At 65.9% G+C, this 26393-nt stretch carries 26 protein-coding genes; 15 read left to right on the forward strand and 11 right to left on the reverse strand.

All coding sequences use genetic code 11. The features are described 5' to 3' along the window. Positions 1–2: 2 nt before the first annotated feature. From E5554_RS01500 to E5554_RS01510, 3 genes are all read right to left on the reverse strand, one after another. A complete protein-coding gene (locus tag E5554_RS01500; protein WP_004208950.1) occupies positions 3–494 on the reverse strand; it encodes a DNA starvation/stationary phase protection protein in 492 nt (163 codons plus the stop codon). Positions 495–616: 122 nt separating this feature from the next. Beyond that, positions 617–1183 carry a TMEM165/GDT1 family protein gene (locus E5554_RS01505; RefSeq protein ID WP_136185747.1) on the reverse strand — a complete coding sequence of 189 codons (567 nt, stop codon included), beginning with the start codon at positions 1181–1183 and terminating at the stop codon, positions 617–619. Positions 1184–1194: 11 nt separating this feature from the next. Continuing rightward, positions 1195–1518 (reverse strand): hypothetical protein, encoded by a 324-nt coding sequence (locus tag E5554_RS01510; RefSeq protein ID WP_004208952.1) that lies wholly within the window; start codon positions 1516–1518, stop codon positions 1195–1197. Positions 1519–1719: 201 nt separating this feature from the next. On the opposite strand from E5554_RS01510, the gene rpmG reads away from it, so the two are divergent. After that, a complete protein-coding gene (gene rpmG / locus E5554_RS01515; protein ID WP_004208953.1) occupies positions 1720–1887 on the forward strand; it encodes a 50S ribosomal protein L33 in 168 nt (55 codons plus the stop codon). Positions 1888–2166: 279 nt separating this feature from the next. Here rpmG and E5554_RS01520 read toward each other — a convergent pair whose 3' ends face one another. Both E5554_RS01520 and E5554_RS01525 read right to left on the reverse strand, forming a co-directional pair. Then, entirely contained in the window at positions 2167–4053 is a 1887-nt protein-coding gene (locus E5554_RS01520) for an alkaline phosphatase PhoX (RefSeq protein ID WP_010338632.1), read from the reverse strand. 149 nt (positions 4054–4202) lie between these two features. Then, complete coding sequence (locus E5554_RS01525) at positions 4203–4565, reverse strand: response regulator (RefSeq protein WP_004208955.1); 363 nt, start codon at positions 4563–4565, stop codon at positions 4203–4205. A gap of 68 nt (positions 4566–4633) precedes the next feature. Here E5554_RS01525 and E5554_RS01530 point away from each other — a divergent pair, with 68 nt between their 5' ends. From E5554_RS01530 to E5554_RS01550, 5 genes are all read left to right on the forward strand, one after another. After that, positions 4634–4921 (forward strand): DUF3572 domain-containing protein, encoded by a 288-nt coding sequence (locus E5554_RS01530; protein ID WP_136185748.1) that lies wholly within the window; start codon positions 4634–4636, stop codon positions 4919–4921. After that, the gene (locus tag E5554_RS01535) at positions 4918–5574 is read left to right on the forward strand and encodes an HAD family hydrolase (protein WP_136185749.1); all 657 of its coding nucleotides are present in this window, start codon (positions 4918–4920) and stop codon (positions 5572–5574) included. Before E5554_RS01530 ends, E5554_RS01535 begins: the two co-directional genes overlap by 4 nt. Further along, a complete protein-coding gene (locus tag E5554_RS01540; protein WP_136185750.1) occupies positions 5571–6038 on the forward strand; it encodes a RidA family protein in 468 nt (155 codons plus the stop codon). The genes E5554_RS01535 and E5554_RS01540 overlap by 4 nt, the downstream gene beginning before the upstream one ends. A 73-nt stretch (positions 6039–6111) precedes the next feature. After that, positions 6112–6738 (forward strand): glycerophosphodiester phosphodiesterase family protein, encoded by a 627-nt coding sequence (locus E5554_RS01545; protein ID WP_247594345.1) that lies wholly within the window; start codon positions 6112–6114, stop codon positions 6736–6738. After that, complete coding sequence (locus E5554_RS01550; RefSeq protein ID WP_136185751.1) at positions 6735–7868, forward strand: GNAT family N-acetyltransferase; 1134 nt, start codon at positions 6735–6737, stop codon at positions 7866–7868. The genes E5554_RS01545 and E5554_RS01550 overlap by 4 nt, the downstream gene beginning before the upstream one ends. Here E5554_RS01550 and E5554_RS01555 read toward each other — a convergent pair whose 3' ends face one another. Further along, positions 7869–8165, reverse strand: coding sequence for a sel1 repeat family protein (locus E5554_RS01555; RefSeq protein ID WP_136185752.1), 297 nt, complete (start codon positions 8163–8165; stop codon positions 7869–7871). 237 nt (positions 8166–8402) lie between these two features. On the opposite strand from E5554_RS01555, the gene E5554_RS01560 reads away from it, so the two are divergent. After that, on the forward strand, positions 8403–9674 hold the full coding sequence (locus E5554_RS01560) for a multidrug effflux MFS transporter (protein ID WP_136185753.1): 1272 nt from the start codon (positions 8403–8405) through the stop codon (positions 9672–9674). A 50-nt stretch (positions 9675–9724) separates the two neighbouring features. Here the strand turns inward: E5554_RS01560 and E5554_RS01565 are convergent, their stop codons facing one another. The 3 genes from E5554_RS01565 to E5554_RS01575 form a co-directional block, all read right to left on the reverse strand. Then, the gene (locus E5554_RS01565) at positions 9725–11893 is read right to left on the reverse strand and encodes a TonB-dependent receptor (RefSeq protein ID WP_136185754.1); all 2169 of its coding nucleotides are present in this window, start codon (positions 11891–11893) and stop codon (positions 9725–9727) included. Positions 11894–11980: 87 nt separating this feature from the next. Continuing rightward, positions 11981–12379 carry a hypothetical protein gene (locus E5554_RS01570; protein ID WP_136185755.1) on the reverse strand — a complete coding sequence of 133 codons (399 nt, stop codon included), beginning with the start codon at positions 12377–12379 and terminating at the stop codon, positions 11981–11983. A gap of 128 nt (positions 12380–12507) precedes the next feature. Further along, complete coding sequence (locus E5554_RS01575; protein ID WP_069336445.1) at positions 12508–14070, reverse strand: amino acid permease; 1563 nt, start codon at positions 14068–14070, stop codon at positions 12508–12510. Between the two features lie 152 nt (positions 14071–14222). Between E5554_RS01575 and pgeF the strand changes: the two genes are divergently transcribed. The 8 genes from pgeF to E5554_RS01615 all read left to right on the forward strand — a co-directional run bounded on the left by pgeF (position 14223) and on the right by E5554_RS01615 (position 24071). After that, positions 14223–14984 carry a peptidoglycan editing factor PgeF gene (gene pgeF, locus E5554_RS01580; protein WP_136185756.1) on the forward strand — a complete coding sequence of 254 codons (762 nt, stop codon included), beginning with the start codon at positions 14223–14225 and terminating at the stop codon, positions 14982–14984. Between the two features lie 54 nt (positions 14985–15038). Beyond that, on the forward strand, positions 15039–15824 hold the full coding sequence (locus E5554_RS01585; protein WP_125989193.1) for an FCD domain-containing protein: 786 nt from the start codon (positions 15039–15041) through the stop codon (positions 15822–15824). Between the two features lie 154 nt (positions 15825–15978). Next, positions 15979–18066, forward strand: coding sequence for a PQQ-dependent dehydrogenase, methanol/ethanol family (locus E5554_RS01590; RefSeq protein ID WP_136185757.1), 2088 nt, complete (start codon positions 15979–15981; stop codon positions 18064–18066). Continuing rightward, positions 18066–18737, forward strand: coding sequence for a carbon monoxide dehydrogenase subunit G (locus tag E5554_RS01595; protein WP_136185758.1), 672 nt, complete (start codon positions 18066–18068; stop codon positions 18735–18737). The genes E5554_RS01590 and E5554_RS01595 overlap by 1 nt, the downstream gene beginning before the upstream one ends. Continuing rightward, positions 18734–19603, forward strand: a complete 870-nt coding sequence (locus E5554_RS01600) for an FAD binding domain-containing protein (protein ID WP_136185759.1) — start codon at positions 18734–18736, stop codon at positions 19601–19603. Before E5554_RS01595 ends, E5554_RS01600 begins: the two co-directional genes overlap by 4 nt. Beyond that, positions 19600–20151: a (2Fe-2S)-binding protein gene (locus tag E5554_RS01605; protein WP_247594346.1), complete on the forward strand. Its 552-nt coding sequence runs from the start codon at positions 19600–19602 to the stop codon at positions 20149–20151. Before E5554_RS01600 ends, E5554_RS01605 begins: the two co-directional genes overlap by 4 nt. Then, positions 20076–22793: a xanthine dehydrogenase family protein molybdopterin-binding subunit gene (locus E5554_RS01610; protein ID WP_136185760.1), complete on the forward strand. Its 2718-nt coding sequence runs from the start codon at positions 20076–20078 to the stop codon at positions 22791–22793. Before E5554_RS01605 ends, E5554_RS01610 begins: the two co-directional genes overlap by 76 nt. 432 nt (positions 22794–23225) lie before the next feature. Then, positions 23226–24071: a family 43 glycosylhydrolase gene (locus E5554_RS01615; protein WP_136185761.1), complete on the forward strand. Its 846-nt coding sequence runs from the start codon at positions 23226–23228 to the stop codon at positions 24069–24071. Here E5554_RS01615 and E5554_RS01620 read toward each other — a convergent pair. Further along, on the reverse strand, positions 24043–25125 hold the full coding sequence (locus E5554_RS01620; RefSeq protein WP_136185762.1) for a glycosyltransferase family 4 protein: 1083 nt from the start codon (positions 25123–25125) through the stop codon (positions 24043–24045). The genes E5554_RS01615 and E5554_RS01620 overlap by 29 nt on opposite strands. A gap of 5 nt (positions 25126–25130) precedes the next feature. Next, positions 25131–26381 carry a lipopolysaccharide biosynthesis protein gene (locus E5554_RS01625; protein ID WP_247594461.1) on the reverse strand — a complete coding sequence of 417 codons (1251 nt, stop codon included), beginning with the start codon at positions 26379–26381 and terminating at the stop codon, positions 25131–25133. Between the last annotated feature and the right edge of the window lie 12 nt (positions 26382–26393).

A 26393-nucleotide genomic window follows, 5' to 3' on the forward strand; every position in this document is an offset into this window, starting at 1 on the left:
AGTCAGGCGCCGCGGGCGGCTTCGAACAGGAACCAGGCGCGCTGTTCGGCCTGGTCGGTCCAGTCGTCGACAATGCCTTCGGTCGCATTGTCGCCCGCTTCGGTGGCGGCGGCCTTCACCGCGCGGAAGGTTTCGACCAGCGCCAGATTGTCGTCGCGCAGTTCCTTGAGCATATCGGCCGGGCTGACGAAATCGGCGTCATTGTCCTTCACGCTCTGGTGACGGGCGACGTCGCCGATCGAGCGCAGCGTGGTGTTGCCGGTCTTGCGCACGCGCTCGGCAATCAGGTCGGTCACGCCCAGAATCTCGGTCGCCTGCTCGTCGAACATCAGATGATAGTCGCGGAAATGCGGGCCGGAGACGTGCCAGTGGAAATTCTTGGTCTTGAGATAGAGGGCAAAGCTGTCGGCCAGGGCACCGTTCAGGGCCTCTGCGACCGACTTGGTGGCGTTGCTCTTGAGGTCGGTGGGCGTCTTGAGATCGGGGGCGGTCATGCACTGTCCTCCTGTTGGGGCGGAATTGATTTCGGACATATAATGATTGTCCGTCAATAAGGTGCCCCCGCAAGTCGGAAATCTTTGGGCAATTTATCGGTCAGGCTGATGAAGGGAATCGATCAGAGCCGACCGATCGCGCTCATCGCCATGCCTGCGCCCGCCAATATGGCGATGCCGCCGCCGACCAGGCGAATCGCGCGCACCGGCAGCACGGAGAGGAACCGGTCGCGCATCAGGATCACCGGCACGCTGGCGGCGATCACGCCGATCGCGCCGCCGATCGCGGCCAGCGCCGGGTCGGCCGTGCGGATGGCGATGCCCAGGATCAGGAATTGCGGGCCGTCGCCAAAGCCCAGGATGAAAACGCCGAGCGCAGTGGTGAGGAACGGCCCGATGCGCCAGTCGTCGAGCGTGTCGGGCATCTTCACCGGCCAGAGCAGGCCGACGCCCAGGAACAGGACCGACAGCGCCATGAACAACAGCCGTGCGTCATGGCCCAGCATCGGCCCGATCCAGGCGCCCGCTGCCGCGGAAAGGGCAGCATTGGCGATGGCGGCAACGGCGACGCCGGCGATGATCGCCCCGTCACGCTGGTAACGATGGGCGAGCGCCAGCACGAGCAACTGCCCCTTGTCGCCGATTTCCCCGAACAGGCAGCCCAGCAGGGCGATCAACAAGGCGTCCATTCCAAATCCCGTCAGGCGTGCAGGCGATGCACCGTAGCGGGCGCGGCGGCCGGCGGCAAAATATTGTCGAGCGGCGGCAGTTCGTCGGCGATCGCGTCCCGCATCCGGTCGAGATAGGAGAGGACGACCGAATCGAGCCCGTCGAGCGAGAGGACCGACTGGAGCGTGGCGGCCAGGTCGCCGACGCTGTCGACGCGGAAGGCGCGTGCGATATGGCGGATCTGGTCGACCTCGTCATGCAGGCGCGGCACCGACACATGGCCGCGCTGGGCGGCGAGTCCGTCGACCCGCCGCAGCAGGTCCGCCAGAATCGCCAGTTTCGGATCATGTCGCATGGAGCCATCTCCCTTCATCCGTGCCCCGCCTGGCAGCATGCGCGCATAGGGTTAAAGGGCCGTAAAGCCTGTTGCGCAGCCTCCATTGGGCGCGCGAGCCTTGACATCGGGGCGAATCTGCCCCAAGGGGCACCGCTGAAACGGGGCGGTCCGACAGGGCCGCTTTTCTTTTTACGCTATTTCAAGACCAGGGACCAAGCCATGGCCAAGCCGGCAACTGTCAAGATCCGCCTCGTCAGCACGGCTGACACTGGCTTCTTCTACGTCACCAAGAAGAACCCGCGCACCACGACCGAAAAGCTGAGCTTCAGCAAGTATGACCCGGTCGTGCGCAAGCATGTCGAGTTCAAGGAAGCCAAGATCAAGTAAGCCGCTGCGGGCTTCGCGCCCGCGCGCCTGATCTTTCGGCACCGAAAAAGGCCCGTCCCTGTTGGGAGCGGGCCTTTTCCTGTTGGCATTCGAGCCGGCTAGGGCCAATCGACATTCAGCCCTGACGGCCTGCAAATGGCGGTTCTCCGCGCTTCCGGTGCTCACGTACTTTAAGTACGCTGCGCTCCGGGTCACGAAAAACCACCATTTTCGTCACGTCATCATCTGAATGTCGATCGCCCCTAGGCCCCCGATCCGAAGATCGGGAGCCCGATGTCGTCAGTTGCCGACCGGCTGGCCGTCGGTACGACGCACCACGATGGTCGAGGAGCGCGGCTGCTGCCCCGCCACCGGCCAGTTGCCGGTCGGATGCTGGATGTTGATGAAGAAGTTCTTGAGGTCCGGCGTATAGGCAATGCCGGTGATCTCGCAGCCCGCAGGGCCGACCAGGAAGCGCTTCGACTGCTTGCTGGTCTGATCGATATAATACATCGAATTATTGCCGAAGGCGCCGGTCATGTTGGTGGCAGCGCCGTTCAGCGTGCCGGCATTGCCGGTCAGATTATGGTCGGTCTGGACCCACAGGCGGCCCTGGGGATCGATGCGGATGCCATCGGGGCTGGAGAAATAGTCGCCGCTGATATTGCCCTTGAGATTATCCTCCGCGAGCGCGGGGTTGCCTGCCAGCAGGAAGATTTCCCAGGTGAAGGCGGTCGCCAGCGGCGAGTCGCCATTTTCGCGGAACTTGAGGATATGGCCATGCAGGTTGGTCACGCGCGGATCGGCAGCGTCGGTGACGCGGCGGCCACTATTGTTGGTCAGCGTGACGAAGATCGCCTGCTTGTTGGGCGCAACCGTGATCCATTCCGGACGGTCCATGATCGTGCCGCCGGCGACGCGGGCGGCCGACTGGGTGTTGACCAGCACATCGGCCTGGTTGGTGAAATTGACCGTCGTCGGGGTCGGCGGCGTGGTCGACTGGCTGACATTGCCCGGATCCTGGGCACCCGCGACCAGACCATTTTGACCCTGGACCAGCGGACGCCATTCGCCCGTGCCGTCGGCATTGAAGCGCGCGACATAGAGGGTGCCATAATCGAGCAGATCGGTGTTGGCGGCACGGTTGCTGCTGCTGAAGGCACGGTCCGGCACGAACTTGTAGACGCATCCCGGCGTCGAATCGTCACCCATGTAGAAGGCGACGCGGTTGTTGGCGTCGGTCATGTGGGCGACATTTTCATGGCTGAAACGGCCGAGCGCGGTGCGCTTGGTCGCGGGTGCCAGTTCCTGGAACGGGTCAATCTCGACCACCCAGCCATAGCTGGTATTGGGCTGGGTCGGATCGAGATAGTTGTTCGTCGTTTCCTCGCAGGTGAGGTAAGTGCCCCAGGGGGTGCGGCCCGACGAGCAGTTGTTGAGCATGCCGCGGATCGTGCCGGGCAGGACGCCCGCAGCAGGGCCGCCGACGCGATAGTCGGTGTTGCCGCTGTAGCGCTTGTTATATTTCGAGCCGGCCTTGACCGCGAACTTGCCGTCCGTGCCCTTGGTCACTTCGACTACGGCGATGCCGACGGCCGAGAGCGCGATCGCCTTCTGATCGGCGGTGGCGGTCGATGCGTTATAGCTGCCGCTGGAGAAGAGGATATTATAGTCGGGCAGTTCGAAGTTGATCGCGAGCAGGCCGCCGCTGTTGGCGTCGGTGCCGGTCAGTTCGAAATATTCCATGCCGTCATGATTGCCGCCGGCCCAAGCCGCGGTCTGGCTGACGCTGGTCGGGAAGGTGCCGTTGGCAAAGGCGGTGCCGGCTTCGACCAGATCGCCGGCCTTGAGCAGCACATCGACGGTATAGCCCGACGGCACGGTCACGGTGTCGTTGGTGTTGATCGCGACCGAGGTGAAGTTGATGCCATAGCTGGGCGTCGGAGTCGGCGTGGGGGTGGGTGTCGGCGTCGGCGTGGGTGCCGGCGTGCTGTCGTCGTCATCATCGTCGCAGGCGGCGAGCGCGCCCAGCATCGGCAGCACGGACAGGCCCAGCAGGCCGTTCTTCAGGACGGAGCGGCGGCCCGGATTGGCCGCGACGATGGCTTCCAGGCTATCTTCGCCCGAAACAATCTTGGGCTGCGCATCGCGGAAGGCCGCGCGCGCCTCGTCGGTCAGATGAGACATGATAAAATACCCCTGTGCATCCGAGCGTCGGCATGACCGCCGCGCCCTTGGCGCGCATGACGTGACAGAGGAGGATGACGCGCAAACTGCGCTATGATGTCAGAGCGGCGACCGAATGATGACGCATAAGTGACGCTGTTGCCGGCCGGTTACAGCAGCGCGTTCACCTGCTCGACGAACCGCAGCACCGAAATCGGCTTGGACACATAGGCGTCGGCGCCGGCGGCGCGGATACGATCCTCATCGCCCTTCCCGGCATAGGCGGTGACCGCCATGATCGGCACCGCCGACAGGCTGTCATCGCCCTTGAGCGAAACGATCAGGTCATAGCCGCTGACATGGGGCAGATGGATGTCGGTAATGACCAGGTCCGGCGCGAATTCGCGCGCCTGCGCCAGCACGTCGCGGCCATCGCGCAGCGGCAGCACGTCATGCCCGTGCGCGCGCAGCAGGTCGCAAAAAAGTTTCAGATTGAGTTCGTTGTCCTCGACAACGAGCACGCGCTTTGCCACGAGTCACCCGCGTTCCAGAGAAGCCCCTTGGTGCGCGCCTATAGCCGCCCATTCCGCGAGAGCCAATCATGCGACCCGAGACCCAGAATGGCAAGCCGGATAGCGCCGCCGATGCCGAAATTTTGGCATTGATGGCAATGGGATGGACGCTGAGCGATGGTCGCCGGGCCGATCGGCTGCTGGCGCTGACCGGACTGGATGCCGATGCGCTGCGCGCCGGGGTGGGCAATCGCGCGATTTTGGGCGCGGTGCTGGCCTTCCTGGCCGACCATGAACCCGATCTGGTTGCCTGTGCCGAGGCGATCGACAGCAGCCCGGCGGCCCTGATCGCCGCGAAGGAGAATCTGAACCGATGAGCCGTCCGCTGATTGTCACCGACTGCGACGAGGTATTGCTGCACATGGTCGTGCCGTTCCGCCACTGGCTGGACGAGACGCATGACGTGCATTTCGACATGCGCGAACAGGGTTTTGCCGAAGCGCTGCGCCACAAGGACAGCGGCATCCCGCTGGAACGCGAACTGGTGTGGGAGTTGCTGATCGCCTTTTTCGATACGGAAATGGCGCGCCAGACCCCGATCAGCGGCGCGGTCGAGGCGCTGCACCGGCTGGCACAGATCGCCGATATCGAAGTGCTGACCAATATCGGCGAGCGCCACCACCAGCTGCGCATCGAACAGCTCGCAAGCCATGGCCTGCACCTGCCGGTCCACTGGAACCATGGCGGCAAGGGGCGCAAGCTGGCCAATATCCTGGCCGAGCGCCAGCCGAGCTGCGCCGTCTTCATCGACGATCTGGGCGAGCATCATGCGTCGGTCGCGCGTCATGCGCCCGGCGTATGGCGGCTGCACATGGTCGGCGAGCCCGAGATCGCCGGCGACATCCCGGTCGCGGACAAGGCCCATGCCCGGATCGACGATTGGGCCAGCGCCGAAAAATGGATCATCGCCCGCCTGGCCGAAGGGCCGGCCCCCGCTATTTCAACGCCCCTGAATGGAGCCATTGCATGAGCATCGACGCCCGCCTTGCCGAACTCGGCATCACCCTGCCCGCCGCCGCTGCGCCGGTCGCCGCCTATGTGCCGGCGGTCGAGGTCAATGGCCTGCTGCATATTTCCGGCCAGATCGCACTGAAGGACGGGCAGCTGATGACCGGCCGCCTGGGCGAGGACCGCGACCTCGATTATGGCGTCGAGGCGGCGCGTGCCTGTGGCCTGAACCTCATCGCCCAGATGAAGGCGGCGCTGGGCGGCGATCTCAACCGGGTCGAGCGGATCGTCAAGCTGGGCGCCTTCATCGCCAGCGCGCCCGGCTTCACCGACCAGCCCAAGGTCGCCAATGGCGCGTCGGAACTGATGGTCGCGGTGTTCGGCGAAGCGGGCAAGCATGCCCGCAGCGCCGTCGGCGTGCCGGTGCTGCCGCTGGGCGCAGCCGTCGAGATCGACGCGATCGTGCAGGTTCGCCCCGCTGCATAAGCGGCCCGACTGGCTGACCGCCCGCCCCTTCGCCCATCGCGGGCTGCATGGGGCGGGCATCAGCGAGAATGGCGTGGCGGCGTTCGATGCCGCCATCGCCAAAGGGCTGGGCATCGAATGCGATGTCCGGCTGAGCCGCGACGCAGTGCCCTTCGTCTTTCATGACGCCAGCCTGATGCGCATGACCGGGCAAGCGGGCGCCGTGGCGGATCGCGATGCGGCAGAACTGGACGCGCTGCGCCTGCCCGATGGCGGCGCAATCCCGCGCCTCGCCGTACTGCTGGATGCCTGTATCGCGACGCCGCTGCTGATCGAGATAAAGGTCGAGGGGCGCGATGTCGCGCCGATCTGCGCTGCGGTGGCAAGGGCACTCGACGGCCGCGACCAGCCGGTGGCGGTGATGTCGTTCAACCCGCTGGCGATGCGCTGGTTTGCGCAACATCGGCCGGACATGGTGCGCGGACTGGTGAGCAGCAGCCAGAACAAGGGGCGGCTGCGCGCGCTTTTCGACCGCACCCTTGCACTTTGGCTGGCCAATCCCGATTTTCTGGCCTGTGATATCCGTGACTTGCCCTTCCGCTTCGCCGATGCCGCCCGTCGCCGGGGGCTGCCGGTGTTGAGCTGGACGGTGCGCAGCGCGGCGCAGCGGGCGATCGCTGCGGCCCATGTCGACCAGATCATCTTCGAGGGACCAGCATGAGCGAATTTGTCGCGCGCATCGCCTGTGGCGTCGCCGACCTGCCCAGGGCGCAGTGGGATGCCTGTGCCGGCAGCGCCAATCCGTTCATCAGCTGGGATTTCCTGACCGCACTGGAGCGGTCCGAAAGCGTCGGGCCGGGCACCGGATGGCAGCCGCTGCCGATCGTCATCGACGGGTCGGACGGGACGATTGCGGCCGCCGCGCCGCTCTATGCCAAGACCCACAGCCAGGGCGAATATGTGTTCGACCATGGCTGGGCCGATGCCTGGGAGCGGGCGGGCGGCCAATATTATCCGAAAATACAGATCGCCGCCCCCTTCTCCCCCGTGCCCGGCCCCCGATTGCTGCTGCGCGATTCGACGCTGGGGCCGGCGCTGATCGCGGGAATCGAGACGTTGGTCGAGCGCAACGACCTGTCATCGGCGCATGCGACCTTCGTCGATCCCGACCAGATCGCGCTGTTCGAGGCAGCCGGCTGGCTGATTCGCGAGGACAGCCAGTTTCACTGGCACAACAGGAGCTATGCCGGGTTCGAGGATTTCCTGGCCGAGCTGTCGAGCGAGAAGCGCAAGAATATCCGCAAGGAAAGGCGGCGCGCGGTCGAGGGGCTGGAGATCGTCCACCTTTCCGGCAGCGACCTGACCGAAGCGCATTGGGACATATTCTGGGATTTCTATCAGGATACCGGCGCGCGCAAATGGGGCAGGCCCTATCTGACCCGGTCCTTCTTCTCGATCCTGAGCGAGACGATGGCGGACAAGATATTGCTGATGCTGGCGCTGCGCGAGGGACAGGCGATTGCAGGCGCACTGAACCTGATCGGCGAAGACACGCTCTATGGCCGCTATTGGGGATGCCGCGAGGACGTGCCCAACCTGCATTTCGAGCTATGCTATTATCAGGCGATCGATGCGGCGATCGCGCGCGGGCTCGACCGGGTCGAGGCGGGCGCGCAGGGCGGCCACAAGCTGGCGCGCGGCTATGCGCCGCAGCCCACCTATTCGGCGCATCATATTCCCAATGCGAGCTTTCGCCGGGCGGTGGCGGGATTCCTCGACGCCGAACGGGAGGAAGTGCAGCGCGACCGTCTGTGGCTCAATGAAAGAACGCCCTTCCGCAAGGAAGGCTGATCAGGCGGCGCGGACTTCGGTCGCGACGATCCAGGCGCGGGCCTGGCGCTGGGCCTCGGCAATCTCGCGCGCGGTCATTTCCTCGGCGATCTCGGCGCGCATGCTCTGGCCGGCTTCGCTGCCGCCACGGGCCGCAAGGTTGAACCATTTATGCGCCTCGACCAGGTCGATCGGCATGCCCCCCGTGCCGCAGCTATAGGCGACGCCCAGTTCGAAACAGGCCTCTGTCGAGCCGTGGGCCGCACCGGCCAGACGACTATCCATCAAGAACTGCGCACTTTTGAGACTATTTGCCATGATCTTCCCCTGTATCCCTAACCCAATGTTCCAACCTTTGGTTTGCGAGTGGGGGCAGAATGCCCGGCAGGCCGTAAAAAATGGTTAACGACAAAATCGGCATATTTGCGCAGTTTGCCCGAAGCTGCTGGATGCGGCAGGGTTAATGCCCGGCGGGCGATGACAGGTGGGCGATGAGGGGCGGAAATAAGCGCGTTGGGGCTGGCGCCGCCGGGCGATTGTCCGCATAGGCCAGTGATGGCCGAAAATTCCCCCATGGGCGCGCAGCCTGCCGCAAAGGATATTCATTTCCGCGAGTTCGTGCTGCTGTGTGCGTGCCTGATGGCGATGAATGCGCTGTCGATCGACCCGATGCTGCCGGCCCTGCCCGATATCGGCCGCGACCTGCATATCGCCAACCCCAATGACCGGCAGCTGATCATCAGCTTCTACTTCATGGGGCTGGGCGTGGGATCGCTGCTGTTCGGCGTGCTGTCGGACCAGTTCGGGCGCAAGAAGGTGCTGGGCGGGGCGATGATATTGTTCATCCTGTCCTCGATCGCCTGTGCCGGGGCGCACAGCTTCACCATGTTGCTGATCGCGCGGACCAGCGCCGGCTTCTTTGCTGGGGCGAGCCGCGTCATCACCGTCGGCATCATCCGCGACCGGTTCAAGGGCGACGCGATGGCACGGGTCATGTCGCTGATCTTCGCGGTGTTCATGCTGATCCCGGTGATGGCGCCCAGTTTCGGCCAGGCGATATTGTGGATCGCGCCGTGGCGCTGGATCTTCTGGGTGCTGGCGATCCTGGCGACCGGAATCCTGGGCTGGATGGCGATACGCCTGCCCGAGACGCTGCATCCCGACAATCGCATCCGCATCAACCCGCGCACCATCCTCCAGACGGTCGGCACGATCTTCCGCACGCGCAGCTCGATCGGTTACATGCTGGCGAGCGGCGTGGTGATGAGCGGCCTGATCGGCTTCATCCTGTCGGTGCAGCAGATCTTCTTCGACGTGTTCCATGCGCAGAAGATCTTCCCGCTCGCCTTTGCGACGATCGCCGGGAGCATGGGGATTGGCAGCCTGGTCAACAGCCGGCTGGTCTCGCGCTTCGGCGCGCGGCGGCTGAGCCAGAGCGCGCTGATCGCCTTCATCCTGATCGCGGCGGTGCATCTGGCGGTGATCCTGGCCGGGCAGGAAACCATCGTCACCTTCATGATCCTGCAGGCGATGACGATGATGACGGTGGCGTTCACCGCGTCCAATTTCAGCGCGATCTCGATGGAGCCCTTTTCCAAGGGGGCGGGCGTCGCCTCCTCCTTCCAGGCCTTCCTGACGACCGCGGTGTCGAGCGCGCTGGGCAGCCTAGTCGGCCGCGCCTTCGACGGCACCACCCTGCCCTTCACCTTGGGGCTGCTGGTGTTCGGATCGGGATCGCTGTTGATCGTCTTCTGGGCGGAGCGCGGCAAGCTGTTCACCCGACCGCACCTCAACGCGCTGCGCGAGGATTATGAGGCGATGCACTGATAGACGGATAAGGGGCCGGGCGCACCGATGGGATGCGCCCGGCCGGTTCGTCAGAAGCGCGTGCTGAGGCCCAGATTGATCGAGCGGCCCATGCCCGGCACCGGGCGCAGCACGCCGGTCGCGCCATAATCGCCCAGTGACATGCCGCCGAGCGGCAGGTCATAGCCGGCGTCGAAGAGATTCTTCGCCTCGACCGTCAGCTTCAGCCCCTTGGCCCAAAGCGGCAGCGTATAGCCGGCGCGCAGGTCGACCAGCGCATAGCCGCGCGTGCGCGGTTCGTTGCGGGTGGCGTCGACGCGATTCTTGTCGGCGACAAATTCGACATCCGCGCCCAGTTCCAGCGCGTCGATGCGATGGGCAAGGCCCATCTTCAGGTCGAGCGGCATCTGGCGATAGAGCGGGCCGCCATCCGACAGATTGCGGCCATGGACATAAGCAGCGCTGGCGGTGAAGCTGGTTTCGACATGGGCGCTGCGCTGGAGCGGCACGCTGGCGCTGACATCGACGCCGTAAAATTCAGCATCCTGATTGGCGAATTGCAGCTGCACGAAGCCGCTGGGCATGCCCATCATGTCGGTCAGATCCTGAAGATGGACCGCGTCGATATAGTCGTTCACGCGGGTATAATAGGGCGAGATCTTCAGCGTCACCCCGCCCTTCGCGGTCAGACGCAGCGCGGCGCTGACCGTGTCCGCCTGTTCCGACTTGAGGTCGAGATTGCCGACATAGCCATTGCCGTCGCCATACCAGCCGATCATCTGGCTGGCCATCGCACCCCGGCCCCAGGCATAGCGTTCGTAGAGATTGGGGGCGCGGCTCTTGTGCGCATAGCCCAGTTCAAAGGCGAGCAGGTCGGACACCTGCCAGCTCGCCAGTGCGGTCGCGCTCCAGTTGTTGTCGGTGCGGCGATGGCTGCGCGCATTGAAGGCTCCGGCCGCCATGGCGTCCGTCATGTTCATCATGCCGGTGCCATAGGGCTGGACGTCGCCCGTATTCATCCGCACCCGATCGAAGCGCGCGCCGATCGAGGTGGAGAGCCGATCGGTCCAGTGCGATTCCCATTCGCCGAACAGGCCCAGCCGGTCGCGCCGGCCATTGTTGATGTTGATATAGGGATTGGGGCCCATCATCATCGATCCGGCGACCGGCGGCCACCAGTCGTCCATGCCCTGATGCTGATAATCGCCGCCCACACGCAGCGTATCGTGCGGACCGACCGGCAGGCTCAGCTTCACCGCCGAGGTGAAGCTGTGAATTTGCGTGTTCATCGGCATGGAGCCGGGCTGCTTGTCGGCGAGGAAGTCCATCCGATGGGCGGTGTCGCGATAGCCGACGCTGGCATCGACGTCGCCCCAGGCGAAGGTGCCGCGATAGCGGCCGTTGAGGAACCAGGACTTGTTCGAGGTCATGTCCATATATTGGTTCGCAAAGCCCTCATAGGGCGAGAAATGATAGCCGCCCTTCAGTTCGAACAGGCCAAGGCGGGTCTGGGCGGCGAGCGCCAGTTGATGGTCGGTCTTGGCATATTCGGTCGAGCGCACCACCCCCCGATTGCCGCCGCCGTCATAATTGTCGGACTGGGTGTAGGAGCCGCTATAGGTAGCGCTGATCCGCTTGCCCGCGACCGTCAGCGTGACGCCGCCGCCAAAGGCGTCGCCATTGCTGCGATAGAAGCTGGACGCCTCCCCCGTCACCAGGGTGCCGCCATCGACGGCGAAGCGCGGCATCGCGCTTTCGACGGCGATGATGCCGGCGATATTGTCGCCGCCCATGCTGACCGGCGAGACGCCCGGCACCACCGCGATGCTGCCGACCGTCTGCGGATCGGTATAGGAAAGCGGCGTGTTCATGTCGTTGGGGCAGGCGATGTCGACCGGGATGCCGTCAAGAGTGATGCGAATCCGCTGTTCGGTCAGGCCACGCAGCGCCGGCATGGAGGAAAAGCCGCCGCCGCCATTGGCCGCGACGCCGGGCAGGCTGGCGAGGATGGCTGCGGTATCGCTGCTCGACAGGGCGCGGCGGCGCAATGTGCCGCTGCCAAGCCGGGCGCCGTTGAGCGGCGCGCTGCCGATATCGAGCGCCGCCCCGTCGAAGCGGGTCTGGAGCGGCGGGGCCGCGTCATCGGCGATGGGGGCATCGGCCGGCAGGCTGTCCTGCGCGGCGACATGGGTGGGGAGCAATGCCAGCGATGCGGCGATTGCGACGAGAGATGTCTTCATCGGAAACCCTGTTTGCGCGCGCCTGCCTTCGCGGCAGGGGCGCTTGATCTGAAAGAAAGGCCGTGCGGCTGCACGGCGATGGTCAGATCAGGCGGGTGGTCCGCGCAAAGGGGGGCGCAGATGACCCGCGCACACGAGCGCCGGCGGCCGCACCGGCGCGAAGCCGAGCAGCAGCGCGAAGGCGATCGCCAGCGCCAGGATCAGCGGATCGGCGCCGCCAAGCGAGGCCATCGACAGCGCGCCATAGGGACATGTGCGCTTGGCCGCATCAGCCGGCTGATGATCGGGATCGGCCTGCAACGGCACGATCACCTGCGAGGCGGTGCTGCCGATCGCAGCGTCATGGCAGAACTGGATCACCAAATGGCGCTGCTGCTGCGCCAGCATGAAGCCGCCGGGCAGCAAGGCCTTCATGCACAGCGCCAGCAGGACAAGCGCCAGCGCTTGCCCCCGATGCTGCTGAAGATAGGCGCGCAGGCTCCCCATGAGGAGGGCCTAGCCCGGCCCCTGCCCCCTGTCACCAAGACAAAAGGTCGCAGGGGTCGGGCCGGCAGCGGCACCCAAGAAAAAAGGGGCGGTTTCCCGCCCCTTCCTTCCATCGATCGTCAGGCCAATCAGGCGTCCTGGCCGCCCGGCGTGTGCGCGCCCGGCAGCGGCGGCACCGGCTGGGGCGGGATGCCCGCGCCAGCCTCCGCCACATCGACAATCCCGCGGCCGACATGGCTGCGGCTGCGGCTATAGGCGAAATAGACGATCAGGCCGAGCGTCGCCCAGCCGACGAACATCAGCTTGGTTTCGACGCCCAGGCTCCAGAAGAGATAGGCGCAGCCGGCGATGGCGATCGGCGCGGTGATATAGATGGCCGGGGTGCGGAACGGACGCTTGCGGTCCGCATCGGTCTTGCGCAAGCGCATCACCGCGATCGACACGGCGGCGAAGGCGAAGAGCGTACCCGAGTTGGAGATGTCCGCCAGAATGCCGACCGGGAAGAAGGCGGCGAACAGCGCCACGAAGATGCCGGTCAGGATGGTGATGACGTGTGGCGTCTTGTAGGTCGGATGCACCTTCGAGAAGAGTTCCGGCAGCAGACCGTCGCGGCTCATGACGAAGAAGATGCGGGTCTGGCCGAACATCATCATCAGGATGACCGAAGGTAGGGCCAGGCCGGCGGCGAGGCCGAGCAGGTTGCCGATCTGCGGCCAGCCGATTTCACGCAGGGTCCAGGCCAGCGCTTCCTTCGAGCAGGTGACGGCTTCGGTGCCGGCAGCGGCCAACGCGGCGCACTGCTGCGACAAAGCGGTCGAACCGGGGGCGAGCACTTCGCCGGCCGGGCCATAGACCGGCTGTGCGCCGACGGTGCCGATCACGCCGGCGGCCACCAGCATGTAGAAGATGGTGCAGATGGCGAGCGAGCCAATGAGGCCGATCGGCATGTTGCGCTGCGGATTCTTGGTTTCCTCCGCTGCGGTCGAAACCGCGTCGAAGCCGACATAGGCGAAGAAGATCGAGGCGGCAGCGGCCGACACGCCCGAGAAGCCGAGCGGCATGAACGGGGTGAAGCCCTTCATGTTCATGACCGGCACCGACAGGACGATGAACAGGGTCAGCGCCGACACCTTGATCGCGACCAGCACCGCGTTGACGGTGGCGCTTTCCTTGGTGCCGATGACCAGCAGCCAGGTGACGAGCGACGCGATCAGCATCGCCGGCAGGTTGACCATGCCGCCATCGAACGGCCCGCGCGTCAGCAGATCGGGTATGTCGAGATGGAATGTATGTTCGATCAGGCCGACCACATAGCCGGACCAGCCCACCGACACGGCGCCGGCGGCGACCGCATATTCGAGGATCAGCGCCCAGCCGACCATCCAGGCGATCAGTTCGCCCATCACCGCATAGCTGTAGGTATAGGCCGAACCCGAGACCGGGACCATGGCGGCCATTTCGGCATAGCAAAGCGCGGCGACCGCGCAGACGAAGCCGGCAATGACGAAGGAGAGCATCATGCCCGGCCCCGCCTTTTGCGCGGCCTCGGCCGTCAGCACGAAAATGCCGGTGCCGATGACGGCGCCGATGCCCAGCATGGTGAGTTGGAATGCGCCCAGTGAGCGATGCAGTGATTTTTTCTCTGCCGTCGCCAATATGGCGTCGAGAGGCTTAACGCGCCCGAAAATCATCAATGAAACCCTTTATTGGAGTCTTCTGCCCGGGCGACGCGTTAGCCGCCCCCCCTTTTCTGTGGGACGGGAGACTATCGCCTAATCCGCCATGCGCAAGTATGTTGCGCTTCTGAGACATGCTTCTTCACTGAACGCGCGAAGGAAATTTTATGATCGAGTTGCTGCGGGCGCCCGCGCTGGGCGATGTCCCGCATGGCTTTGCCGGACGACAGGGAGGCGTATCGACCGGGGTGTGCGCCGGTTTGAATGTCGGGCTGGGGTCTGAGGATGACCGGCTGGCGATCCTGCGCAACCGCGATCTGGCGCGTGACGCGCTGCTGCCCGGCGCGACGCTGGTGACGGTGCGACAGGTCCATTCGCCCGATGTGGTGACCGTGACAGCGCCGATCGCCGAGGATGAACGGCCCGAGGCGGATGCGATGGTGACCCGCACGCCGGGGCTGATCCTGGGCATATTGACCGCCGACTGCGTGCCGGTGCTGTTCGCCGACAAGGAAGCCGGCGTGATCGGCGCGGCCCATGCCGGCTGGAAGGGCGCGATCAGCGGCGTCACCGACCGGACGATCGCGGCGATGGAGACGCTGGGCGCGACGCGCGCGGGCATTGCCTGCGCCATCGGCCCCTGCATCGGGCGTGCTTCCTACGAGGTGACGCTGGACTTTGCCGAGCGGTTCGAGCGGGACGACGCGGACAATGCGCGATTCTTCAGCGCCGGACGGGCAGGCCACTGCCAGTTCGACATTGCCGCCTATGTCGCGTCGCGGCTGCAGGCGGCGGGGATCGGGCGGATCAGCCTGCTGGACGAGGATACCTATAGCCAGGCCGATCGCTTCTTCAGCTATCGCCGGTCCTGCCATGCACAGGAAGGTGATTATGGCCGGCAGATATCGATGATCGCCTTACCCAGCTGAACCCGGCTGAGGGGCTTCAAAAGCGGGACGGAGTAGCGCATGAGAGGGGCTGACATGACCAGTTCTTCCCAGACCCTGCCGGACGTCGGCGATGGCAGCCGCCTTTATCAGCAACTGGCCCGGCGGTTGCTCGCGGACCTGGCGGGTGGCCGCTATGCCGTGGGCGACCGGCTGCCGCCCGAGCGCGAGCTGGCGATCGAGCATGATGTCAGCCGCCCGACCGTGCGCGAGGCGATCATCGCGCTGGAAGTGCAGGGGCTGGTCGAGGTGCGGGTCGGATCGGGCGCCTATGTGGTGCGCATTCCCGGCGCCGATCGCCAGGCGGCCGAGGCGCCCCGGTTCAGCATCACCGCCTTCGAACTGATGGAGGCGCGACTGGCGATCGAGGGCGAGGCGGCGGCGCTGGCGGCGCTCCATGCCCGACCGGACGAACTGGACGAACTGGACCGGCTGGTCGAACAGATCGCCAGCGAGAATCTGCGCGATGGCGATGCCTATGCCGTCGACCAGCAATTCCACATGCTGATCGCGCAGGCGACGCGCAACGCGGCACTGGTCGACAGTGTCGCTCGACTGTGGGAAATGCGGGCGAGCGCACCGGAATCCCGGCTGCTGCTCGCCAAGGCCCGTGCCGCCAAGGTGACGCCGGTGGTCGAGGAGCATCGCGTCATCGCCCAGGCGATCCGGGCGCACGATCCGGCGGCGGCGCGCGCGGCGATGCGCGGCCATCTGGCGGCGGTGATCGACCATCTGCTGTTCGCGACCGAGGAGGCTGCGGTCGAGGAAGCGCGCAAGGCGGCGCAATCGACCCGCGCCCGCTTCGCCCCCGGCGCGGACTGATCCCGACAGGGCAAAATTGACAGCGATGATGACAGCACCGGGGCGATGCCCGCGGGCGATGGCCCGCGCCTGCTTGACCGGCCGAGCGACAAAAACTAAACACCTGTTCAGTCAAACAGGCATCGCGGCAAGCGGGCAGGACAGGAGAGAGCGGATGCGGGGGACGCGCGGGCTGTTTCTGGTGCGATCGATGGCGGGACTGGCGCTGGCGGCGTCTGCCGCGGGGCTGGTGGCGCAGCAGGCGGTGCAGACCGGCACGGGGGCGGACTGGCCGGGCGTGGGCGGCAGCGCCGACGAGAGCGGCTATAGCCAGCTGAGCGCGATCAACACCGCCAATATCCGCAAGCTGGGCCTGGCCTGGTCGCTCGACCTGGAGGGCGAGGTATCGCTGGAGGCGACCCCGCTGGCGGTGAACGGCATCCTCTATTTCAGTGGCAGCTATGGCGCGGTCTATGCCGTCGACGGCGCGAGCGGCAGGCTGATCTGGAAATATGATCCGGAAATCTGGAAGGTCAATCCGACCCGGCAGGCGATGGGCATGGGCGTCAATCGAGGTGTCGCTTACGACAATGGCCGCATCTTCATCGGCGTGCTCGACGGCCGGCTGATCGCGCTGGATGCCAGGACCGGCGCGGTCGCCTGGAGCGTCAACACGCTGCCGCCCGGCACCATGCACAGCCTGACCGGCGCGCCGCGCACCTTCAACGGCAAGGTCATCATCGGCAATGGCGGCGCCGACATCGGCCAGCGCGGCTTCGTCACCGCCTATGACCAGAAGACCGGGGCGCAGGTCTGGCGCTTCTGGACGGTGCCGGGCAGCCCGGAGCAGAATGCCGGCGACCCGGTGATGGAAATGGCGGCCAGGAGCTGGAACGGTTCCTATTGGAAGACCGGCACCGGCGGCACGGTGTGGAACGGCATGACCTTCGACCCGGAGCTCAACCGCATCTATCTGGGCGTCGGCAATGCCGGCCCCTATGACCCGGAAAAGCGCAGTCCGGGCGGCGGCGACAATCTGTTCATCGCCTCGATCGTCGCGCTGGATGCCGATAGCGGCCAATATATCTGGCATTATCAGCAGAACCCCCGCGAAAGCTGGGATTACAAGGCAACGGCCAACATGATCGCCGCGACCGTGACGATCGACGGCCGGCCGCGCAAAGTGCTGATGCAGCAGCCGACCAACGGCTTCTTCTATGTGCTGGATCGCGAGACCGGAAAACTCATCTCGGCCGAGAAGGTCGGCAAGGTGAGTTGGGCCAGCCATATCGACATGGCCACGGGACGCCCGGTGGAAACCGCCAACGTCCATTATCAGGAGGGGCCGGTCGACATCTATCCCAGCACATTGGGCAGCCATAACTGGCAGGCGATGAGCTACAGCCCGCAGACGGGGCTGGCCTATATCCCCTATATGCAGGCCGGCGCCCGCTACGCGAAGGCGGACAAGGGGTTCCTGGCCAGCATCACCGGGGCCAGCGCCAGCTTCATCACGCAAAAGCGCGACAAGGACGACCTGACCGGCGCGCTGCTGGCGTGGGATCCGGTGGCGCAGAAGGCACGTTGGCGCATGGCGCGGCCCCATCTGTGGAATGGCGGCACGCTGGCGACGGCGGGCGGGCTGGTGTTCCAGGGGACGGCCGACGGCTATGTCCGCGCGCATGACGCGGCGAGCGGCAAGGAAATGTGGCGCTTCAATGCCGGCCTGGGGATTATCGGCGCCCCGATGAGCTATGCCATCGGCGACACCCAATATGTGTCGCTGCTGGTCGGCTGGGGCGGCACCACCGCGGCGGCGAGCGAGATATTGAATGTCGGTTGGAAATATGGCGCCCAGCCCCGCCGCCTGCTGAGCTTCGCGATCGGCGGCAAGGCGCGGCTGGCGTCATCGCCCCCGCGCGACATGGCGGTCCATGCGCTCGACGATCCCAGCATCGTGCTGGACGAAAAGGCCGTGGCGGCCGGCAAGGAGATGGGCTTCATCTGCGGCGCCTGCCACGGCATGGCGTTCAAGGGGGCCGGCGCACCGGGGCCGGACCTGCGCGAATCCGCCCTGTCGCTGTCGGAGGAGAATTTCTACCGGGTGGTGCAGGAAGGCGCGCTGGCCGAACGGGGCATGCCACGCTTCCCGCTGGGCAAGGCGCAGATCCACAATATCTGGTCCTATCTGCGCGCCACCGCGCGCGAGGCGCTGGGCACGCGCAAGCCCGACACCGACACGCCCACGGCGGCGCGCTTCTGATGCAGATGACCGGCGAGGAGCGGATCGCCGCGCCGCGCGACGCGGTATGGCAGGCGCTCAATGATCCGGCGGTGCTGCGCCAGTGCATTCCCGGCTGCCAGTCGCTGGAGCGTGACGGCGAGGACCGGTTGCGGGCCGAGATCGCGGTGAAGATCGGGCCGATCGGCGCGCGCTTTGCCGGCACCGTCACCCTGTCGGAGATCGACGCCCCCAATGGCTATCGCATCAGCGGTGAGGGCCAGGGCGGCACGGTGGGCCATGCCCGTGGCGGCGCGAAGGTGACGCTGGCCGACGACGGCCTGGCCACGCGCCTGTCCTATGCGGTCGAGGCCGAGGTCGGCGGCCGGCTGGCGCAGCTGGGTGGACCGATCATCGACGCGACAGCAAAGCAGCTTGCGGGGCAATTCTTCCGCAACTTCAACGCGGTGGTCAGCGGCGGCGGCGCGCCGGCGGAGGATGGGCCGGTCGCGGCAGTGGCGGCGCCGGTGCAGGCTCCGCCATCGGCGGGCGGCCATCCCTGGGTCTGGATCATCGCGCTTTTGCTGGCGCTGGCGACCGGGGTGCTGCTGGAGCGCAGCAGCGTGGCGGGCACCGGTATCGTGGCGATCGGCCTGTTGCTGGCGGTGACGGCGCTGGCCGGGTTCGAGGCCGGGCGCAGGGGGCGGCGATGAAGCCCGCGCCGTTCGACTATGTCCGCGCCACCAGCATCGACCATGGCTGCGCGCTGCTGGCGGAAGCGGGCGGCGGCGCGCAATTGCTGGCGGGCGGCCAGACGCTGATGCCGTTGCTGGCGCTGCGCATGAGCCAGCCCTTCATCCTGATCGACATCGGCCATCTGCCCGAATTGCAGGGCGTCGCCTCCCATGCCGGCGGCCTGCGGATCGGCGCGGCGACGCGGCAGGCCGACGCGCTGGCCAATCCCCTGCTGGCGCGGACCTTGCCCGTCTTCGTCACGGCGCTCGCCCATGTCGGCCATCACCAGACCCGCAATCGCGGGACGATCGGCGGATCGATCGCGCTGGGTGAACCGGCGGCCGAGATGCCGGCGACGGCGGTGGCGCTGGGGGCCTCCATGACCCTGCGATCGGTGCGCGGCGCGCGGACCATGGCCGCCGACGCCCTCTATCTTGGTCCCTATGCGACCGCGATCGCGCCGGACGAGATGCTGGTGGCGATCGATTATCCGGCCTGGCCGGCGGATGCGGTGCCGCTGTTCCGCGAAGTAGCGCGGCGGCCCGGCGATTTCGCGCTGGTCGGGCTGGTCGGCGCGCTGGCGATCGCGGAAGGCCGGATCGAGCGGGCCGGCATCGCCTGGTTCGGCATGGGAGCAACGCCGATGCGCGCGCGGCAGGCGGAGCAGGGGCTGGTCGGCCAGGCGATCGACCGGATCGATGTGCAGGCCATTGCCGATCTGGCGATCGCCGACAGCGCGCCGTTTGACGACGGCCATGCCAGCGCAGCCTATCGGCGCAGCGTCGGCCGGCGCATCTTTGTCAGCAGCCTGACGCAGGCGCTCGATCGGAGGCTGGCCGCATGAGCGAGCATCGCATTTCGATGACGGTAAACGGCCAGCAGCATCGCGGGCTGGTGGACGGGCGGCTGACGCTGAGCGACTGGCTGCGCGAGGCGGCGGGCTATACCGGCGTGCATGTCGGCTGCGAACAGGGGGTGTGCGGCGCCTGCACCATCATCGTCGACGGGCGCGCGGTGCGATCCTGCCTGATGCTGGCGGTGCAGGCCGATGGATGCAGCCTGACCACGGTCGAGGGGCTGGCCGCGGCCGACGGCACGCTCCACCCGGTGCAGCAGGCGCTCAAGGATAACCACGGCCTGCAATGCGGCTTCTGCACGCCCGGCATCGTCATGACCCTGGCCGCGCTCCGTGCGGATGACTCTCGCCCTGGCGAAGCGGCGATGACCGAGGCCATGTCCGGTCATCTGTGCCGCTGCACCGGCTATCAGGGGATACGCCGCGCGATCCGGCAACTGGCGGCGGAGGATGGCACGCCATGCACGCGCCGCCGATTTCTGCGCAGCGCTTCATCGGCCAGCGCGTGCCGCGCAAGGAAGATGGCCGGCTGCTGACCGGGCGCGGCAGCTTCGTCGACGATATCATCCTGCCCGGCATGTTGCACGCCGCCTTCGTCCGCAGCCCGATCGCGCGCGGCACGATCCGGTCGATCGACACCGATGTCGCGCGTGCCCAGCCCGGCGTTCATGCGGTGCTGACCCAGGCGGATCTGGCGCCGTTCGGCGTCACCATGCTGAGCTTCTTCCTTGGCCCGGTGGAGGTGGCGATGACACCGCTGGCGGACGGACGGGTCGCCTATGTCGGCCATCCGGTCGCGCTGGTGATCGCCGACGACCGTTATCTGGCCGAAGATGCCGCCAGCCTGGTGGCGGTCGATTATGCCGAGGAAGCGGCCGTCGTCACGCTGGACGATGCGCGCCTTGGCCCAAGGGTGCATCCCGACACCGACGACAATGTCGCCGCGCTGATGGGCGAGGAGGACGCCGATGCCGCGCTGGAGGCGCTGCTGGCGGGCGCGCCGCATCTGGTGAGCCAGTCGATCCGCCATCAGCGCATCGCCCAGTCGCCGATGGAGACGCGCGGCGTGGTGGCGAGCCTGCAGGGCGAGAGCGAATTGCTGATCCATATCACCTGCGCCGGGCCGCAACTGGTGGCGCGCTGGCTGACCCTGGCGCTCGACCGGCCGGGGCTGAGCGTGCGGGTGATTGCCAAGGATGTCGGCGGCTCCTTCGGCCTCAAGAATCATCCCTGGATGGAGGAGGTGTCCGCCATCCTTGCCGCCATGCTGCTGCGCCGGCCAGTCAAGTGGATCGAGGACCGGATCGAGAATCTGACCGCTGCCAACCAGGCGCGCGAGCAGGAGATGACATTGCGCGCCGCCTTCGACACGGACGGGCGGCTGATCGCCAGCCATGCCGATTATGCGCTCAATAATGGCGCCTATCCGATGGGGGCGGACGCCAATATCGCGGTCCATATGTTCCTGTGGGCGGCCTATAATATCCCCGCCTACAGCTTCGTATCGCGCGGCTGGTACAGCAACACGCCGGGGCTGGCCGCCTATCGTGGCCCCTGGGCGATCGAGACGCTGGCGCGCGAGACCTTGCTCGACCGGGCAGCGCGCCAGATCGGCATCGATCCGGTGGAGATTCGCCGCCGCAACCTCTGCACCGCCGCCGACCAACCCTCGGTCACGCCGCTCGGCATCCCGCGCGAGGATATCACGCCGGCGCAATGTCTGGAAAAGCTGCTGGCGGTGGTGGACGTGCCTGCCTTCCGCGCGGAACAGGCGGCGGCGCGGGCGCGGGGGCGCTATCTGGGCCTGGGCCTCGCCGCCTATATCGAGCCGACCGGCGCGGCCGGCAGCATCGCGGTGATGACCGGCGAACTGGCGCAGCTGCGGATCGAACCGACCGGACGGGTGGTCGCGGTGATGAGCGTCCATTCGCAGGGCCATGGCACCCAGACGACGATGGCGCAGTGCATCGCCGATCAGTTGGGCGTGCCAATCGAGGATGTCACCATCTTCGACGGCGACAGTTCGCGCGGCGGCTTCGGCCCCGGCGCGGGCGGCAGCCGGCAGGGGGTGATCGGCGGCGGCGCGGCGATCCGGGCCGGGCGCCTGCTGGCAGACAAGGTGAAGGTGGTGGCCGCCCATCTGCTCAACGCCAGTCCGGAGGCGATCAGCCTGTCCGACGGGATGGTCCATGTCGCCGGCGCGCCGGAGATGCGGCGAACGCTGCGCGAGATTGCCGAGATCGCCTATGGCGAACCGGGACGGATGCCGCCGGGCATGGAGACGGGGCTGGAAGCGCAATATCGCTATGATCCGCCGCCCATGACCTTCACCAGCGCAGCCCATGCCTGCATCGTCGAGGTCGATGCCGACACCGGGTTCGTGACGATCCAGCGCTGGGTCAGCAGCGAGGATTGCGGGGTGATGATAAATCCCGCCGTGGTCGAGGGGCAGATTGCCGGCGGCCTGGCCCAGGCGATCGGCAGCGTGCTGCTGGAGGATGCCGCCCGTGATGCGCAGGGCAATCCGACGGCGGCGACCTTCAAGGATTATGCGCTGCCGACCATCTTCGACGTGCCCGATTTCGAATATGTCCATGCCGATACGCCGTCGCAGGCCGAAGGCGGCTTCCGCGGCGTTGGCGAGGGCGGCTGCATCATCGGCCCGCCGACCCTGGTCAACGCGATTGCGGATGCGCTGGCGCCGTTCGGCGAGGTTCCGGTGGACCTGCCGCTGACGCCGGACAAGCTGATGACCGTGATCGAAGGGCAGCCCTGGCCCGAACGTCCGGTCAGCCGCTTCCATCCCGACCATCGGGCGCCGGAGGTCGATGTCCCTGCCCCGGCAGCCCCCTCTCCCCCGCCTGTCGTGCCGGCCGCCCCGGTGGGCATCGACGGCGCATGGAAGCTGGTGCTGGCGACGCCGATGGGGCCGCAGCCGATGGTGGCGCATTTCGAAGTTTCGGGCGACCGGGTGACCGGGCGGCTGGAGGCGGATCAGGGCTCGCAGGATTTTGCCGGGACGGTGAGCGGCGATCAGGTCCGCTGGGAGATGAAGGTGACCAGGCCGATGGCGATCACGCTTAAATATGCGCTGGTCTTTGCCGGCGACAGCGTGAGCGGCAAGTGCAGGATGGGGCTGTTCGGCACGGCGAAGGTGCGGGGCGAGCGGGTGCGATGATTTCCGGACACAGAAAAGCCGCCTTGGGGAGATCCGAGGCGGCGTGTGTGTGTGATTTGGTTGCGGGAGTAGGATCTCACAGGGGTCTCAGGGCAAGCCCAATGCAATGATTTTGCGATACATTTTACTCAATTTTGTTGAATGATCCCCCTGTAGTACCCCCATGAAGATCAATATGTGATGAGACGTGCGGTTGTTTCGCTTAACCGAAATTTCTGCACCTCAGCACGACAGCCAATGCAAGCCGATATCTCATTTGGGTCGGTTCCAGATTGGTGGCTCTTTCTTCGGCCAAAATGCATTAGCTGACGGCACAATCAGCGAGCAGCTCAGCATCTCAGAGCGGGGGGTAGCGAAATATCTGACCGACGTGCATAGCAAGTTATGCCCCGGCGCAAAGACATATGGAGATGCGGGATCGTCCATCAACCGATGGCGGCAATTCTTGCATTGGGTCGGGTCGACGGCGAGCTGACATGGCTCCCGGAGGAACCGGAATTCCAGTTTCTCGCAGATCCGTTCGGATGGAGAGGCGCGGACGGAACGCTTCACATCTTTGCCGAGCATTATGATTATCGCCATCGTCATGGCACGATCATGCGCCTGTCGCTCGATGAGCATATGTCGGTTGTCGAACGGCGTCTTTGCCTGAGTGAGCCCTGGCACCTGTCCTACCCCCAGATTTTCGCCGGCGAAGGTGCGACCTGGATGCTGCCCGAGGCGCATCGATCGGGCGCGCTGACGCTCTATCGTGACCATGGCAGCTTGGCTGACTGGAGGCCGGAACTGCACATCGCACTGGACTGCGTTCCGGTCGATGCAACGATCCTCCATCATCAAGACCGCTGGTGGCTTTTCTATTCGCCGGCCACCTCAAAGCAGACAAAGATATCGCAGCTTCATATCGCCTGGGCCGAGCGCCTTGACGGGCCCTGGATCGTGCATCCGCGCAATCCCGTTCGCGTCGATGTGACGTCATCACGCCCTGGCGGTTCGCCCCAGATCCTGTCCGGACATGTCGTTCTGCCGGTCCAGGACTGCAGCAGCACCTATGGCGGAGCCATCCGTCCTCTCTGGATCGACAGGCTGGATGAGACGGATTTCAGCGCGAGAGCAGGAGACGTCATACCAGTCCCATTGTCCGCCGGCGCCTATCGGGACGGCATGCACAGCCTGACCGCATGCGGGGAGTTCAGCTTGGTCGACGTGAAGCGGATCGATCGATCCGCGCGCGGGCTGGCGCTGGAAATCAGGCGTGCGCTTGGCGGATATGGGTGAGAATGGCGGTACCTGTTCTTTCGAAGCGCTCTTTTGAGTAGCGCTGGTTCACCAGGTTTCGTGCGGCCTGCCCCATCTCTTCAAGCCTTGAAGGCGTAGCAAGCAGGGTCTCCAGCACATCCGCCAGCGCATCAGGGTCGGCGGGCGGGCAGGTCAGTCCACTGACGCCCGGCAGGATCGAATAGGACATTTCCCCGACCGCTGAAGCGATCACCGGCAGCCCGGCCGCCATCGCCTCATGCGCGGCGATGCAGAAGCCTTCGGATCGTGACGGCTGAACATAGAGATGCAGTCCGGCGAGGAAGCTCTTGGGGTCATCGGTAAATCCGGCGAATTCGACATCGATCCCTGCGTTGCGAGCCAGCATCTCCAGGCGACCGCTCTCCCCCCCTTCACCCGCGATCGCTAGCGACAATGGAGGCGTGGCAAGGCCTCGAGCCTTGATCTGCGCCAAGGCCGCGATCAAGATGTCGTAGCCCTTGACCCGGTGAAGTCGGCCGAGCGACCCGATGCGGATCGGCTCGCCAGCCTGCCAGGGGGACGCTTGCGGCATGGCAGGATCGACGGCGTAAATGGGCCAGCATCGCAGCCGTTCGTCCGGAACCTGGAGACGATGCTTCGTCAGATCGGTGACGGACTGCGAGTCCCCCACCCACAAGGCCGCCCTGGGCGCCAGGAGGCGCATCAGCCTTTCATTCCAGGGCTTGAGGAAGGCCGCATGCTGCCAGCAGACGACCGGGAACCCGAGGGAAGGTCCGATGATGAGTCCCAGGATCGTGGCACGGCTGAGCGACGTCCAGATATGGGTTGCCCCCCAGGCCATCAGTTCCCGCCGCAGCCACAATGCGGCCGCAAGATGATCACCTGTCCCGCCTTCCCGAACGCGCGGCAATAGTCCCGCCTCGATAATCGCAGGCAAGCCGCGCCTGTCGCTTGGCCGAAGCGCGAACAGCCGCACCTGCGCGCCGCCGGCGCGCAGCACATCGGCTATGGCGGGGACGGGCTGCGCCGCGCCGCCGCCTTCGACCGAATTGATGACATAGGCGATGCGCATGCCGTTCACTGCGACAGGCTCCGGTGCCAGACCAGGCCGCCCAGCAGGATACTGGCAATCAGGGCCTGACCAACGGCCTGAATCCCTGCGCCCATCAGCCCGAACGACCCAAGCAACCAGGGCAGCGCCGGCAGGAAAATGAGGCTGGCAAAGAGGTTCGCGCTCATCGACAGGGCCGGATATCCCATAGCGGAAAGCGCAGAACTGCAGGGCGGTCCGACCAGCGCGATCACCCGCGCCATGATCAGAACGACCATGACCGTTCCGGCGGCCTGGAACGCGCTGCCCGCCAGCAGGGTAACCATCATGGTCGGGAAAAGTGCGGCAAGGATGGCCACGGGCAAGGCCGCGGCGATGGCGATCAGAATGACGCGCACAAGCGTGCGGCGGAGCGGTGCGCCGCCTTGGCCGGAGGCAACCATCACTGCCAGTTCGGCATAGGCGGTGTTCCCCAATATCTGAGCAGGCTGCGAGATGATCACGGTCGCGCGCTGGGCAACCGCGAAGAGCCCGGCGACGGCCGGCCCCATGACCCAGCCGACGATTAGCGGTGCGAGCCGCCCAGCCAGTTCCGCCAGAGTGACATCGGCATTGCTGGCCACCAGGAACCGCCAGATGCCGGCATTTTCGCTTGCCACATTGCCCGTCTGTGGACGGATCAGGACCGCGCCCAGCCTTACATAGGCACAGATAAGCCCCATGCCCCAGAGTACCGCGAACTCGGCGATGGCGGCCAGCAGCCAAGCGGCGAGGAAGCCCTTGAGCCCCCAGCCGAACAGCAGCGCCAGCGAGGCTCCGCACAGGCGCACCAGCGGCTGGACCATATTGTGCAGGCCGATAAGGTCGAAGCGGTCGATCAGTTGCAGATAGCCCGCCGGCGTGGATCGCACCGATCCCAGCACGGCGAAGCTGTAAGGAATGGCGAAAGCCATGGTTTCGGGCGGCCAGCCCAAATGTGGCCCGACCCAGGGCGCCAGCAGCATGGCTGCGATGATCGCCGCGACGCCGCCCGCCAGTTCGACCTTGGCACCGAAACGAAGCAGGCGCGCCAAACGGTGCGATGCCCCTTCCTGTCGCGCCTCCGCGCCATAGCGCACGATCGCCTGCCAGGCCGGAAATTCGACGATGCCGCATATCGCCGTCACATAGGCATGGACGAGAACCAATATGCCATAGTCATGCGGCCCCAGGGCGCGCGCGGCGATGACAAGATAGACGAGACTGATGAGCCCGGCGCCGGCCTTGCCGCCGAGCACAAGTCCCAAACC

The organism is Sphingobium sp. PAMC28499, assembly GCF_004795815.1.
GTDB classification, from domain to species: Bacteria; Pseudomonadota; Alphaproteobacteria; order Sphingomonadales; family Sphingomonadaceae; genus Sphingobium; species Sphingobium yanoikuyae.

Excerpts from the sequence above, each read along its gene's own strand:
- E5554_RS01590 (WP_136185757.1), top strand. The coding sequence starts at position 15,979 with ATGCGGGGGACGCGCGGGCTGTTTCTGGTGCGATCGATGGCGGGACTG.
- E5554_RS01570 (WP_136185755.1), bottom strand. The coding sequence starts at position 12,379 with ATGGGGAGCCTGCGCGCCTATCTTCAGCAGCATCGGGGGCAAGCGCTG.
- E5554_RS01510 (WP_004208952.1), bottom strand. The coding sequence starts at position 1,518 with ATGCGACATGATCCGAAACTGGCGATTCTGGCGGACCTGCTGCGGCGG.
- E5554_RS01500 (WP_004208950.1), bottom strand. The coding sequence starts at position 494 with ATGACCGCCCCCGATCTCAAGACGCCCACCGACCTCAAGAGCAACGCC.
- E5554_RS01610 (WP_136185760.1), top strand. The coding sequence starts at position 20,076 with ATGCACGCGCCGCCGATTTCTGCGCAGCGCTTCATCGGCCAGCGCGTG.
- E5554_RS01540 (WP_136185750.1), top strand. The coding sequence starts at position 5,571 with ATGAGCATCGACGCCCGCCTTGCCGAACTCGGCATCACCCTGCCCGCC.
- E5554_RS01505 (WP_136185747.1), bottom strand. The coding sequence starts at position 1,183 with ATGGACGCCTTGTTGATCGCCCTGCTGGGCTGCCTGTTCGGGGAAATC.
- rpmG (WP_004208953.1), top strand. The coding sequence starts at position 1,720 with ATGGCCAAGCCGGCAACTGTCAAGATCCGCCTCGTCAGCACGGCTGAC.
- E5554_RS01555 (WP_136185752.1), bottom strand. The coding sequence starts at position 8,165 with ATGGCAAATAGTCTCAAAAGTGCGCAGTTCTTGATGGATAGTCGTCTG.
- E5554_RS01605 (WP_247594346.1), top strand. The coding sequence starts at position 19,600 with ATGAGCGAGCATCGCATTTCGATGACGGTAAACGGCCAGCAGCATCGC.
- E5554_RS01585 (WP_125989193.1), top strand. The coding sequence starts at position 15,039 with ATGACCAGTTCTTCCCAGACCCTGCCGGACGTCGGCGATGGCAGCCGC.
- E5554_RS01520 (WP_010338632.1), bottom strand. The coding sequence starts at position 4,053 with ATGTCTCATCTGACCGACGAGGCGCGCGCGGCCTTCCGCGATGCGCAG.
- E5554_RS01615 (WP_136185761.1), top strand. The coding sequence starts at position 23,226 with ATGGCGGCAATTCTTGCATTGGGTCGGGTCGACGGCGAGCTGACATGG.
- pgeF (WP_136185756.1), top strand. The coding sequence starts at position 14,223 with ATGATCGAGTTGCTGCGGGCGCCCGCGCTGGGCGATGTCCCGCATGGC.
- E5554_RS01600 (WP_136185759.1), top strand. The coding sequence starts at position 18,734 with ATGAAGCCCGCGCCGTTCGACTATGTCCGCGCCACCAGCATCGACCAT.
- E5554_RS01560 (WP_136185753.1), top strand. The coding sequence starts at position 8,403 with ATGGCCGAAAATTCCCCCATGGGCGCGCAGCCTGCCGCAAAGGATATT.
- E5554_RS01620 (WP_136185762.1), bottom strand. The coding sequence starts at position 25,125 with ATGCGCATCGCCTATGTCATCAATTCGGTCGAAGGCGGCGGCGCGGCG.
- E5554_RS01565 (WP_136185754.1), bottom strand. The coding sequence starts at position 11,893 with ATGAAGACATCTCTCGTCGCAATCGCCGCATCGCTGGCATTGCTCCCC.
- E5554_RS01595 (WP_136185758.1), top strand. The coding sequence starts at position 18,066 with ATGCAGATGACCGGCGAGGAGCGGATCGCCGCGCCGCGCGACGCGGTA.
- E5554_RS01550 (WP_136185751.1), top strand. The coding sequence starts at position 6,735 with ATGAGCGAATTTGTCGCGCGCATCGCCTGTGGCGTCGCCGACCTGCCC.
- E5554_RS01535 (WP_136185749.1), top strand. The coding sequence starts at position 4,918 with ATGAGCCGTCCGCTGATTGTCACCGACTGCGACGAGGTATTGCTGCAC.
- E5554_RS01530 (WP_136185748.1), top strand. The coding sequence starts at position 4,634 with ATGCGACCCGAGACCCAGAATGGCAAGCCGGATAGCGCCGCCGATGCC.
- E5554_RS01575 (WP_069336445.1), bottom strand. The coding sequence starts at position 14,070 with ATGATTTTCGGGCGCGTTAAGCCTCTCGACGCCATATTGGCGACGGCA.